We start from the raw sequence: 12619 nt of genomic DNA on the forward strand, positions 1-12619 counted from the left end.
TGGCAAAACTGCCGCACGGCACAGGCCTGTCTGTGCCGTGCAACTTTCTTCAGGGATTCTTAAGAGCCTTTTGCCGTTTTTTAGGGCGCAGTTGAGTTTGCGGTCCAAAGCGCCTATTTCCACTGCAACAGCCCCGGTGCGGTGAATATCAAAAGGGAATTCCAGTGGCCAATTACCTGTACAAGAACGACCTGCCCGACGGGCTGGATCTTGGTCCCGTTGTCGCCATTGACTGCGAGACCATGGGTCTGAACCCCCACCGCGACCGTCTCTGCGTGATCCAGATGTCCGGCGGCGACGGCAATGCCCATATTGTTCAGGTTGAAATAGGCCAGACCGCAGCGCCCAATCTTTGCCGGATGCTGGAAGATCCGAATGTGCTGAAGCTGTTTCATTTCGGCCGCTTCGACATCGCCGCGATGTACCACGCATTCGGCGCGTTGGCAGCTCCGGTCTACTGCACCAAGATCGCCAGCCGCCTGGTGCGCACCTACACCGACCGTCACGGTCTCAAGAACCTGACCCAGGAACTGCTGGGAATCGATATCTCCAAGCAGCAGCAGATGAGCGATTGGGGCGCAGAGGAACTGACCGATGCGCAGCTCGACTATGCGGCCTCCGACGTCCTGCACCTGCACAAACTGCGCGACGCGCTGGAGAAGCGCCTGGCCCGCGAGGACCGCACCGAAATGGCCCAGGCGTGCTTCGGCTTCCTTCCCATGCGCGCCAAGCTGGACCTGGCTGGCTGGCCCGAAATCGACATCTTTGCCCACTCATGACCGATACAGAAAAATTCCTCGTCACTGCCCGGCAGGTGATCACTGATGAGGCCAAGGCGCTGGACGCATTGGCCGAAGGTCTGGATGAACGCTTTGCCGAAGCTGTGCAGCTGATCCTGCAGGCAAAGGGCCGCATCATCGTCAGCGGAATCGGCAAGTCAGGCCACATTGGCCACAAGATTGCCGCAACACTGGCCTCCACCGGCACGCCCGCCTATTTCGTGCACCCGGCTGAGGCCAGCCACGGCGACCTCGGCATGCTGTCCGAAGGCGATGTGGTTCTGGCGATCTCAAACTCGGGCGAGGCGCCGGAACTGGCCAACCTGCTGGCCTTCACCCGCCGCTTCGCTATCCCGCTGATCGGCCTGTCCAGCAAGATGGACAGCACCCTGATGAAACAGGCTGACGTGCACCTGCAAATCCCCTCGATGGGCGAGGCCTGCGGCTTTGGCATGGTGCCCTCGATCTCCACCACGCTGACGCTTGCGATGGGTGATGCATTGGCGATCGCGCTGATGAAGCACCGCGATTTCCGCCCGGAAAACTTCCGCGACTTCCACCCCGGCGGCAAGCTCGGTGCCCAGCTCAGCAAGGTGCGCGACCTGATGCATGCGGACGGCGCGCTGCCGCTTGTCTTGGAAACCACCCCGATGGCAGACGCACTGATCGAAATCAGCCAGAAAGGATTCGGCGTCGCTGGCGTTGCCGCCGCCGATGGCGCGCTGGCCGGCATCATCACCGACGGCGACCTGCGCCGTCACATGGACGGGCTGCTGAACAAGACCGCGGCTGAGGTGATGACCGCGGACCCGGCTACCATTGCTCCCGGTGCCATGGCGCAGGAGGCGGTAGCAGTGATGAACCAGCGCAAGATCACCTGCCTGTTTGTGGTCGACCCGGAGACCGGCAGAAAGGCCGAAGGCCTGCTGCACATCCACGACTGCCTGCGCGCAGGGCTGGGCTGACACGGGGTCCGGGAACGCATCATGGACAGCCACTCAAGAGCCGTCGCATATCTCAAGGTGCTGCTGCCGCTGGCGGCACTGGTTCTGCTGTCGACACTGTTCCTGATCTCGCGCGGGGTGAACACGGATGCGGTGATCCCCTTTGCGCAAAAGGAAATCGAAGACCGGATGAGAGGCCAGCTGGTCACCGCGCCCTTCTTCTCCGGCACCACCGCTAAAGGCGATGAGATCAAGGTGACAGCCTCTACGGCCCGCCCGGGCCGGAACGGCGCGCCTGCGATAGCCAGCGATATGTCCGCGGAAATCAACCTTGCGGAAGGCGGCAAGATCACGCTTGCCTCCGAAACCGGGGCGATCAACCCGGCCCAGGATACCGCCCGTTTTACCGGAAATGTTGTGATCACTTCGGCCGATGGCCTGGTCGTTGAAACGGAAGAACTCCATTCCATTCTCAGCGGTTTGTCAGCCAGCAGCCCGGGACCGGTCCGCGCGACCGGCGACATCGGCGTGCTGACGGCAGGCAACATGCAGATCGAAGCAAAAACCGGCGGCGGCCCGGTTCATATGCTGTTCAAAAACGGGGTGAAGCTGTTATATCAACCCCAGCAACCGGAAAGATAACCTGTGTCTTATTTGCGCGCATTGATTTTCAGCCTGCCTCTCGCGGTGTTTCCCGGTCTCGCACTGGCACAAGCCGCCTCCGTTGCTTTCGGCGCGGTCAAGGCCGACCCAAGCCTGCCGGTTGAAGTCACCGCCGACAATCTTGCCGTGAACCAGGCCGACGGTTCGGCTGAGTTCACCGGCAATGTCCTGATCGTGCAGGGCGTCATGCGGCTGTCCGCCGACACGGTTCTGGTCATCTACAAGACGGCAGAACAAAGCGGCGGCGAAGGCGGTATCGAACGGCTGGAGGCGACGGGCAATGTGGTTCTGGTCAGCGGCCCGGACGCAGCCGAGTCTCAATACGCGGAGTACACCATTGACCGCGGAACGGTCGTGATGACCGGCAACGTGCTGCTCAATCAGGAAAACGGGACCCTTGCCTCAAACCGGCTGGAGGTGAACCTTACCTCCGGCACCGCTCAGATGGCCGGCCGCGTGAAAACCATCCTCAACCCGAACGGCGGCAGCAACTGATGGCGAAACCAGACCTGAAAGTCACGGAAGGCTCCTCCGGGCTGCGCATCGAACGGCTGCGCAAATCTTACCGCAAGAAGGTGGTGATCCGGGACGTTTCCCTGTCTTTGAACCGGGGTGAGGTGGTGGCCCTGCTTGGCCCCAACGGCTCCGGCAAGACCACCAGCTTCTACACGATTGCAGGTCTGGTATTTCCTGAAGCCGGCACCGTCACCATTGACGGCCAGAACGTGACCGGCCTGCCGATGTACCGCCGCGCGCGCCTGGGCATCGGCTACTTGCCGCAGGAAATGTCGATCTTCCGCGGATTGTCGGTGGAGGACAACATCTCTGCCGTTCTGGACATTTCGCAAAAGCACGAGCACAAACGCCGCGAGCGGCTGGAAGAACTGCTGTCGGATTTCTCGATCGAGCACCTGCGCCGCGCGCCTGCGCTGGCGCTGTCGGGCGGTGAGCGCCGCCGCGTCGAAATCGCCCGCTGCCTGGCCGCCAACCCGAAATACCTGCTGCTCGATGAGCCTTTCGCCGGCGTCGACCCGATTTCCGTCGGCGACATCCGCCACCTGGTCGCCGACCTCAAGAAACGCGGCATCGGGGTGCTGATCACCGATCACAACGTGCGCGAGACGCTGGAGATTGTCGACCGCGCCTATATCCTGCACGACGGCCAGGTGCTGATGTCGGGAAGCCCCGAAGAGGTGGTGGAAAACGAGAATGTCCGCCGTGTTTATCTGGGCGATAACTTCCGTATTTCCTGACCCTTTCCGCACCTCCGCGGCAGCAAATAACCGCTGAAAACCCGGACTTCTTTTTTCGCGTTATCCATTGACTCTCCCGCTGTCTTGCCGTGGAATTGACCCATGGCATACGCGCAGTCCGATGCAGTCCGAACAACAGCCTTGGCGACAAGGCCCGGATGGATGCAACCGGACGGCTGGCCTGCCCCCCGGTTCCGGACCTGATGTGACACCGCCAAGGATTGCCTTGGCGGCGGGCCCGGCCGCAATAAATTGTGAAGGAGATCACATGCGTTACAAAATCAGCGGCAAACAGATCGACATCGGCGACGCTCTGCAGGTTCATGTGCAGAACGAGCTGGGTTCGGCCGTACAAAAATACGCCGAGCGCCCAACCGACGCGACTGTGGTCTTTTCCCGTTCGGCGCATGAATATGTGTGTGAAGCCACCGTCCATCTGTCGACCGGGCTGAGCGCGCAGGCAAAAGCCCACGAAACCGAGATTTATGCCGCTTTCGACGCGTGCTGCGAGAAAATGGAGAAACAGCTGCGCCGCTACAAGCGCCGCCTGAAGGATCACCACAAGGACCGCACCGAGCCGGTTGAACATCTGGGCGCCAACTCGTATATCCTCGCCTCTGAGGAAGCGGATTCCGAACCGGACTCGCTGCAGCCGATCATCGTCGCCGAGATGGAGACCCGTATCCCCTCCCTGTCTGTCGGGGAAGCGGTGATGCAGATGGAGCTGGCAGGCGCACCGGTGCTGGTTTTCCGCAACGAAGGCAAAGACGGATTGAATGTGGTCTACCGCCGCGACGACGGCAACATCGGCTGGATCGATCCGTAAACACACCCAAGGCATCGGCGCCCCCGGACGGGGCGCCGGAACGGAGCAGACACATGCAGATTTCCAGCATCCTCAAGCCAGAGGCCGTCCGGGTTATCGGCGCGGTCTCCAGCAAGAAGCGCTTGTTCCAGGAAATCGCGGATGTCGCTCAGGCCGCCTACGGGCTGGACGCGCAGCCCACGGTCGAGGCTCTGCTGGACCGGGAGAGCCTCGGCCCCACCGGGGTCGGCCATGGCGTCGCCCTGCCGCATGCCCGGCTCGAGTCCATCAGCGAGGTCTGCGGCACCTTCCTGATTCTGGAAAAACCGCTGGAGTTCGGTGCGGTTGACCGCCAGCCGGTCGATATTGCCTTTGCCCTGTTCGCCCCCGAAGATGCCGGGGTCGAGCACCTGAAAGCACTGGCGCTGGTGTCGCGCACCTTGCGCGAGCAGAGCTTCTGCACCAAGCTGCGTGCCAACCACGACCCGGCAACGCTCTACACTATCCTCACCGAAGGCCAGTCCGTCCAAGCCGCCTGAGGCGCCGGGCATCTCCGGCCGATAGTCCCGCCTCCCGCAAGCACCTGAGGTCTGCAGTTTCGGCGACTCTCCCGCCCGTCATCGGCAGCCTGCCGGCAGCGCTCTTCCCGTTGGGCCGGGCACGGGCCGCGGCCTGCGGCCCCGCCCCGTGCGGAGGCATACGTACAGACTGTGTTTCCAACAACCGGAAGGTGGCGCCAGGCACCGCGCCGCACCCCGTGCGGCGCCCGGCCCAAGGCCGTTCCAGGAGTTCAGCCATGCTGAACTCCTGGCGGGCGCGGGAGCCCCGCCTTTGCAACGGAACCAGAGGTTTCAGCCCTGCCGCCAGGGCCCAAAGCCAAAAGCCAGGTAATCGCGCTGATAAACAGAAGAGACCAGCGCCTCCAGCTCCTCGTCATAGATATCCGCCAGCGTGAAAGGCGTCTCCGGCTCGGCTTCCGGTACCGCCTCCGGCTCCATCCGGCCCAGCTTGCGGGCCAGCGCAGGCAGGTCTTCGCCCATCTCCTCCTCGCGGATCAGCAGATCCGGCGGGCCCAGTTCGGCGAACCCGGACAGTGCCTGGGCTTGCGTTGCCCACTCCGCATCCACCCGCACGGGGGTCTGCCCGGCCAGGCTGGTGCGCACAAACTCCAGAAACCCGGCAAAGGCATCACGGTGCTGCGCCCGCGAATAGCCGGCATCTGGCCCGGCCTCCGGAATGGGCAGTTTGAACTGCCGCCGCAGCGTGCTGCGGATCTGCCCGTAACTGCCCGCGCCTGCGTTCAGGATCCGCCGGCAGAACACGGCATGCGCCCGCGCCGCCGGATGGCGGAGAACCGTAAAGCTGCGGAACCCCTTATTGCGCCGTTTCCACTGGCGCAGCTGCTTCTGGTTCATGCCCTGGATCAGGCTTTCCGGCGCCGCCTGGTCCAGTCCGGCCATCCATTGCACCACGCCTGCCTCCGGCCCACCCTTCACCGGCAGATACAAGAGCGGCGTCACCGCCCCCGCCACGTAGCCCGGCACCGCCGGCCCGCGGCGCGGTTCGAAATTCGGGGTCCGCGTCAGGTTGAACCGGTCCATACCGGCCAGCGCTTCCTCCATCTCGTCAGGATTGGCCACCTTGGCCAGCACCGGCGCCGGGTTCTGCCGCTTGAGACTGCCGTCGAGCGCCTCCAGCTGCTGCGGAACGCCCAGCCAGCGGGCCAACCCGTTCATCACTTCAAGGCTCTGCAAGTCTTCGTAGGCCACGTAAAAGGCCGTTTGCCCCAAGGTCTGCAGCCGGTTCAGGAGGCGGACCTGGAACTCCTGCAGCGCCGCCACGTGGGCCGCGAACTCCGCCGCGTCAAACCGCGCCTTGGCGTCCTTGCGCCGCTTCACATCGGTCAGTTTCCACTGGCCGGTTTCCTGCGCGATCTTCCAGGACACATAGCTGTCGAGCGGGTTGCGGGTCAGGATGATCTTGGCACAGCGCGGATCCTCCAGCATCAGGTCCAGCACCCGCGGATCGTGATCGTGAAAGTACCGGAAGCCCCCCAGAACACCCGGCTCTGCCTTGATCTCCTGGATCAGCCGTGCCGGATCGGCGTCCCGCATCGCCTGGGTCACACTCAGAATTTCGGTGCTGTTCGGGTAGCCTATGAAATGCGGATTGAACGCCTCCCCGTGGCATGTCAGCCGGTCAAAGGCATTCAGGTTGCTTTCCAGGAAATTGGAGCCCGTCCGCATTTCAGCGAAGACGGCGAAGTAATCAAAGGAGGGTTCAGACATAATGGATTATCGCACCAGATAAGGTTTGCGCTGCGGCTTGGACGGGCTGGCAGGGCTGTGCTCGACCGGAAAGTCGCCCATCAGATAGGGATGCATGCCCTGGTTCTTCAAATTCTGCAGAAACTGCCCGAAACCTTCAAGATCCGCCATTCTGGGGGCTTCGCCCAAATGCCGTGCAGACAGCGGCCCGATCTCGTCGATGATGGTCTGCAAGGGTTCCATCGGCGCTTCGACAAACTCCGCCATGGTCCAGATCCGCACCCGCGCCTTGGTCCATTGGGAGCGCAGGATCTGCAATTGCTCCGCCTCTCGCTGCTGCAGCCTCGCCGCTTCCTGGCGCAGCTCCGCAAAACTGCGGCTGGACTTGAACAGAGGAATTGCCCAGGCGCCGCTGATGACTGAGACCTGCGCGTTGGTATCCCGCGCCACAAGCCAGTTCACCGCCTGATTGCTGCGCGGCCCGAACTGAAAGCACTGCCGCTCGCCGCGGGTGTTCCAGATCAGGCTGGTCAGAAAACTTTCGGGGTTATAGTCGCGCAATCCGGCACTGCCGTTCAGGCAGCCGTTGATCAGGCTCTGCCCTTCACAGAACTCTGCCCCCTCCGGTGCAAAGATATGCCCGTGCACCTTGCTGCCGGTTGTGCGTGCAAGCCAGGTTTCGAAATCTTCAAACAGCTCGGAAAAGCCCTGAAACACCGAATAAGGGCTGGAGGTGACGCCGTTCTCGGAGCCATGGCCGGGAAACCGGCTCTGCATATAGAGACCGGGCCGTCCGCGGGTGCGCCGCTCCACCGCCTTGGCAAAGATCCGGTCGATCTTGCCGGGGTTCGGTTCCGTCCGCTTCATTGCCCCGGCCTGATCGCTCAGGAAGGCCTGATACAGCCGGTCGGCATGCGGCCAGATCTTGCGCGCGACAAAGCAGTCAGACCGGCGCAAGAGCTGCAGATGGTCGTCATAGAAAATATGCGGCTTGCCCTGGAAATCGAACTTGCTCAGCGTCAGAGAGCGGCTTTCGATGTTGCTGGAGTGCAGCCGTGCCAGGGTCTGGAAGTAGCTTTCATCCGGGATCCAGACCTTGCGGAAATAGTTGTCATAGGCCGGGCGTTCCGGGTCCTGCAGGATCGCCGCCAGCGTCTTGCGCGTCAGGCACCACCACTGGCTGCCCATATGCGGCACCAGCCCGGACGGAATCCGCCGCCTCATCCGCAATTTGCGCTGCAGGCTGACATAGCGGTCGAACAGGTAGCGGTGCTTTTTCCAGGAGAACGGGAACCGCAGCGTGAACCGCTCATGGCTGAGCCCCCCCACGATCCAGGGCACATCCGCGGTGGTGGCGCTTTCGATGAAATCAGTGTCCGGGCGCGCAGCCAGGTAATCGGCCAGTTCCTGCACCGGCCTCAGCGGCAGGCAGGAGCCGGAGGCCAGATAGACATGGCGCACCTCCGGAAACTCCGCCAGCATCACCTCCGACGCCGACTGCGAGGCCGCGACGATGCCCCAGGTGCCCCATTCGCAGCGGTGGCGGGCCGAGAACCGTACCAGCGGATTGCCATCCAGCGATTGGCGGAAACGGTCAAACACCGCCCGGCTGACATTGCGGTCCACGTGCAGCACCACCGGGCAGCCTGCTGCGGTCCAGTGGCGCACCACCTGCGCCGCGCGGTCCAGCGCCGTGTGCACCAGCATGACCACACCGGCCGAAGTCATGCCCAGTTCCCCTTGGACATCAGCCCCAGGATCTCAAGCTGGCGCCAATTGATGTATTTCTCGCTCCATTTGCACCACAGCTCCGGCTGCTCCGCCAGTTTTGCGGCATAGGCCTTGTACTCCGCCGATCCGCCGTAATGCTGGCCGCGCACCAGTTCCTCCTCGGCCTTGGCAGTGAAGGTGTCCAGGAACTTGGCGTGCAGCAGCATGCCGCTGGCCTTTTCGCCGCCATCGGTCTCATACACCTGGTTCAATCCGCGCGGCAGCAGGGAATGGGTGGAACTGGCATAGGCATAGCGCCGGTGCCATTTGACCAGCGGGATCTTGTTGAGCGCAGGCGCCCTGCCGGGTTGATCAGCAAAGAACACCCGCGCCCGCGGCCCGCCCTGAATCCACAGATTGCCGTACTCGGGGTTGCGGCTGATGGTATAATTGCCGCTGTCGAACCACTGGGCGATCTCCAGCGGGTTCTGTCCGGGCTGATACGGCACATCACCGATCCGGCCCTTGGGGTACACATCCAAGAGCATCGCCGAAAAACTGCGGATTGCTGAATTGTCCAGCCAGTCCGTCAGCGCCCGGATCGGCCGTGTATCGCAGAACGGGTAGATGAAGAACTCATCCGGATCGACCACCAGCACCCAGTGGCCGTGCGCGTACTTGCGCTTCAAATAGTTCATCCAGTCGATACCGAAGCCCGCGCGCTTGTAGCTTGCAGCGGTGTGCCACAGCGAGACATCCTCCATTCCGCGCAGGTAATCCGCCGTGCCATCGGTCGAGTCATTGTCCACAAACAGGAAATGATCGATTCCCATGCTGCGGTAGTACTGCAGGAAATAGGGCAGCCGGATCTGCTCATTTCGCATGGTGCAGACCAGCAGGATATCCCTTGGCCGGATCGCCCGGGTGTGGTCTTGCAGCGCGGTCAGCTCACCGGATTTGCGCACCGCACGGACCAGCCGGCGTTTGCGCCGCAACCGCATCCGGTAAGAATCCCAAAGCCCCACGTTTACTCCAAACCATTTTCCAAGGAGCGCACCCGCCTGCCACAGCCTTCTGGCCATTGGCAACTTTCCGCTCAATATGTCACGCGGCCAGTGTATTAACAACGGATTTAGAAACGGTTACGCAGGCGCACGGCGCAGCTGCAACAGTCTGGAATTCCTGTCCCTCGCGTCACCAGTCAATTGGCGCCATCAGCCCCAGCGCGGCCAGCTGGTCCGGCCCCCGATACCGCACCGCCCCGGCGTGCCACATATCCGGGGCCCCGGTGATCCGGTCATAGTAGCCGTCAAACAGATGCGGCGTATGGAAATGCTGCTGCCGCTGCTTTTCCGTTGCCGATTTGGAAACAATCTCCGGCAGGAACTTCGTGTGCAGCAGCACCCCGGAAGGCGCCGTGCCGCCAGGCCCGGCGTACAGCGCATTCATCTGCGGCGGCAGCATGGAATGGGTCGAATTGACATATGCATAGCGCCGGTTCCAGTGCACCAGAGGCAGCTTGTTCAATGTCGGTGAGTGGTCCGGCTGATCGCGGAAAAACACTCTTTCACGCGCCCCGCCCTGAACCCACAGGTTGCCCTTTGGCTGCTGCCGCACCGCCCGGTAGGGGCCGTCATCGAACCATTGCAGCACCGCGCAAGGGTCCTGACCCGGGGCATAGGTCTGGCCGTCCAGCGGCCCCTTGGGATACAGGTCCAGCATCAATGCGCCGAACCCCTCACGGCCGTCCCGCTCAAGCCGCTGCGCCAGGCCGCCTAGGCCGTGCGCCTCCATCCCGGAATAGACCAGCAGCTCATCCGCATCCACGGTCAGGCACCAGCGCCGGTGGCCGTGGCGGATCAGCAGCCAGCCTAGCCAGTCCAGGCCAAAACGCGTGTCCCGGTAGCTGGCCTCGGTTTGCCACAGGGAAACATCCGGCTGCGCCGCCAGCAGCTCTGCACTGCCGTCATCACTGCCATTGTCGACCATCAGGAAATGCGCCGCGCCCAGCCGCCGGTAGTGTTCCAGGAAATAGGGCAGCCGGGTGCTCTCATTGCGCAGCACGGTAAAGACCAGAACACCCTGTCCGGGGATCTCCCGGGTGCGGTCTGCCGCTTTCTGCAACTGATGGCGCGCGCGCAGGGCCCGCCAAAGCAGCCGCCGCCGCTTCCACCGCAGCCTGTAGGCCCCGGCAAGGCCCAGCGGCGGCAGATCAGGGGCGGCGGTCTGTGCCATTCTCAGCTCTCGTAATGGCCTGTCTTATGCCATTTCCAGGCGTCGGCAATCATCACCTCCAAGGTAGAGCGGCACGGCTCCCAGCCCAGATCGGTCACCGCACGGGTGGATCCGGACACGAGCTTGGTGCAATCGCCCGCCCGGCGCGGGCCGGTGGTGCATGGCACCGTCTGGCCGGTCACAGCCTCCGCCTTATCCATCACCTCGCGCACCGAGAACCCGCTGCCGGTGCCCAGGTTGAACACCCGGCTGCCCTTGCCGTCCTCCAGCCACTTCAGGCCCAGCACATGCGCGTCCACCAGATCGCAGACATGCACATAATCGCGGATGCAGGTGCCATCCGGGGTGTCATAGTCGGTGCCAAAGATGGTCAGCGCGTCGCGCTTGCCCGCAACCGCATCCAGCACCAGCGGCACCAGATGGGTCTCCGGGCGGTGGAACTCGCCCACCTCCGCGTCGGGGTCGGCGCCCGCCACGTTGAAATAGCGGAAAATCACCGACCGCAGCCCATGCGCGGCGCCGAAATCCTTCAGGATATCCTCCACTGCGCGCTTGGACGCGCCATAGGCATTGAGCGGCAGCTGCGGGGTGTTTTCATCCAGCACCACATTGTCATGCTCGCCATAGGTGGCACAGGTGGAGGAGAACACGAAATCCAGGCACCCGGCAGCCACCGCTGCCTCGATCAGGTTGAGCGATCCGCCGGTGTTGTTGGCCCAGTAGCGGCCCGGCTCGCTCATCGCCTCACCCACCTGGCTCAGCGCGGCGAAATGCATCACTGCAGCCGGCTGGTACTTGGCAAACACCTCGTCCAGCCGCGCCCGGTCGCTCAGGTCGCCCTTTTCGAACGGACCGAATTTGACCGCGTCCTGCCAGCCGGTTACCAGATTGTCATAAGTCACAGGTGTATAGCCCGCCGCCTTCAGCGCCTTGCAGGCATGCGAGCCGATATATCCGGCGCCGCCGGTCACGAGAATATTGGTCACTGTCTCTGCCCCATGCAAACAAAGCCGCCCCGAAGGGCGGCCCGTGAGGTTACTGCGCGGCCTTGCCGACCTGCGCTATCTCGGTGATGTAGTTCATCAGATCGTCCCGCAGCTCATCGCGCGCCAGCGCAAAAGCCACGGTAGCCTGCAAAAAGCCCGCCTTGGAGCCGCAGTCGAAGCGCTGGCCGCGGAAGCGGTAGCCGTAGACCGGCACATCCTGGGCAATGTCTTCGGCAATGGCGTCGGTCAGCTGGATCTCGCCGCCTGCGCCCTGCTTCATCTTGTTGAGGTTCTTCAGAACCGACGGCGCCAGGATATAGCGGCCGATCACCGCCAGGTTGGACGGCGCATCTTCCATCTTGGGCTTCTCGACCATGCCGTTGGCGGCAACCACCTGGCCCATGTCGTCCTTCACGTCGAGCACCCCGTAGGACGAGGTCTTCTCCGGCGGAACCTCCATCGCGGCAACCATGTTGCCACCGGTTTCCTCATAGGCCTCGACCATCTGCTGCAGGCAGGGCTTCTCTGCCGCGATCACGTCATCCGGCAGGATCACCGCAAAGGGCTCATTGGCGATCAGGCGGCGGGCGCACCAGACCGCATGGCCCAGGCCCAGCGCCTTGTGCTGGCGGATATAGGCAATCGCACCGGATTCCATGTCGGTGCTCTTGAGGATTTCCAGCAGGTCATCCTTGCCCTTCTTGCGCAGTTCCTGTTCCAGAACCGGCGAGTGGTCAAAGTAGTCCTCCAGCGCGCCCTTGCCGCGCGAGGTGACAAAGATGAACTCCTTGATCCCGGCAGCGCGCGCCTCGTCGATGGCATATTGCACCAGCGGCCGGTCGACCAGTGTCATGATCTCCTTGGGAACGGATTTGGTTGCAGGCAGGAATCTGGTGCCCAGGCCCGCAACCGGAAAAATCGCCTTGGTTACTTTTTTACGCATGATGTTCTCTCTATACTCAAATTCCGGACTGGAC

At 62.8% G+C, this 12619-nt stretch carries 13 protein-coding genes; 7 read left to right on the forward strand and 6 right to left on the reverse strand.

Translation table 11 applies throughout. The annotated features are described in order from the left end of the window. The first annotated feature begins 164 nt into the window (after positions 1–164). From K3725_RS17955 to K3725_RS17985, 7 genes are all read left to right on the forward strand, one after another. On the forward strand, positions 165–779 hold the full coding sequence (locus K3725_RS17955; RefSeq protein ID WP_260016611.1) for a ribonuclease D: 615 nt from the start codon (positions 165–167) through the stop codon (positions 777–779). Then, positions 776–1744 carry an SIS domain-containing protein gene (locus tag K3725_RS17960; RefSeq protein WP_260016612.1) on the forward strand — a complete coding sequence of 323 codons (969 nt, stop codon included), beginning with the start codon at positions 776–778 and terminating at the stop codon, positions 1742–1744. The genes K3725_RS17955 and K3725_RS17960 overlap by 4 nt, the downstream gene beginning before the upstream one ends. A 21-nt stretch (positions 1745–1765) precedes the next feature. Then, complete coding sequence (gene lptC, locus K3725_RS17965; protein ID WP_260016613.1) at positions 1766–2365, forward strand: LPS export ABC transporter periplasmic protein LptC; 600 nt, start codon at positions 1766–1768, stop codon at positions 2363–2365. Between the two features lie 3 nt (positions 2366–2368). Beyond that, positions 2369–2881, forward strand: a complete 513-nt coding sequence (locus tag K3725_RS17970) for an LptA/OstA family protein (protein WP_409201578.1) — start codon at positions 2369–2371, stop codon at positions 2879–2881. Beyond that, on the forward strand, positions 2881–3639 hold the full coding sequence (lptB, locus tag K3725_RS17975) for an LPS export ABC transporter ATP-binding protein (protein ID WP_039184848.1): 759 nt from the start codon (positions 2881–2883) through the stop codon (positions 3637–3639). Before K3725_RS17970 ends, lptB begins: the two co-directional genes overlap by 1 nt. Before the next feature lie 268 nt (positions 3640–3907). Then, positions 3908–4465: a ribosome hibernation-promoting factor, HPF/YfiA family gene (gene hpf / locus K3725_RS17980; protein ID WP_260016614.1), complete on the forward strand. Its 558-nt coding sequence runs from the start codon at positions 3908–3910 to the stop codon at positions 4463–4465. Positions 4466–4518: 53 nt separating this feature from the next. Then, a complete protein-coding gene (locus K3725_RS17985; RefSeq protein ID WP_260016615.1) occupies positions 4519–4983 on the forward strand; it encodes a PTS sugar transporter subunit IIA in 465 nt (154 codons plus the stop codon). A gap of 312 nt (positions 4984–5295) precedes the next feature. Here the strand turns inward: K3725_RS17985 and K3725_RS17990 are convergent, their stop codons facing one another. The 6 genes from K3725_RS17990 to galU form a co-directional block, all read right to left on the reverse strand. Continuing rightward, positions 5296–6732 carry a sulfotransferase family protein gene (locus tag K3725_RS17990; protein ID WP_260016616.1) on the reverse strand — a complete coding sequence of 479 codons (1437 nt, stop codon included), beginning with the start codon at positions 6730–6732 and terminating at the stop codon, positions 5296–5298. 6 nt (positions 6733–6738) lie between these two features. Then, positions 6739–8439: a beta-1,6-N-acetylglucosaminyltransferase gene (locus tag K3725_RS17995; RefSeq protein WP_260016617.1), complete on the reverse strand. Its 1701-nt coding sequence runs from the start codon at positions 8437–8439 to the stop codon at positions 6739–6741. Then, complete coding sequence (locus K3725_RS18000) at positions 8436–9422, reverse strand: glycosyltransferase family 2 protein (RefSeq protein ID WP_260016618.1); 987 nt, start codon at positions 9420–9422, stop codon at positions 8436–8438. Before K3725_RS18000 ends, K3725_RS17995 begins: the two co-directional genes overlap by 4 nt. Before the next feature lie 193 nt (positions 9423–9615). Beyond that, entirely contained in the window at positions 9616–10656 is a 1041-nt protein-coding gene (locus K3725_RS18005; protein ID WP_260016619.1) for a glycosyltransferase family 2 protein, read from the reverse strand. Positions 10657–10658: 2 nt separating this feature from the next. Next, entirely contained in the window at positions 10659–11642 is a 984-nt protein-coding gene (gene galE, locus K3725_RS18010) for a UDP-glucose 4-epimerase GalE (RefSeq protein ID WP_260016620.1), read from the reverse strand. A 49-nt stretch (positions 11643–11691) separates the two neighbouring features. Next, positions 11692–12585 (reverse strand): UTP--glucose-1-phosphate uridylyltransferase GalU, encoded by an 894-nt coding sequence (galU, locus tag K3725_RS18015; RefSeq protein ID WP_065268142.1) that lies wholly within the window; start codon positions 12583–12585, stop codon positions 11692–11694. Positions 12586–12619 lie beyond the last annotated feature (34 nt).

Origin of the sequence: Leisingera sp. S132, assembly GCF_025144465.1 — a bacterium.
Lineage (GTDB): Bacteria > Pseudomonadota > Alphaproteobacteria > Rhodobacterales > Rhodobacteraceae > Leisingera.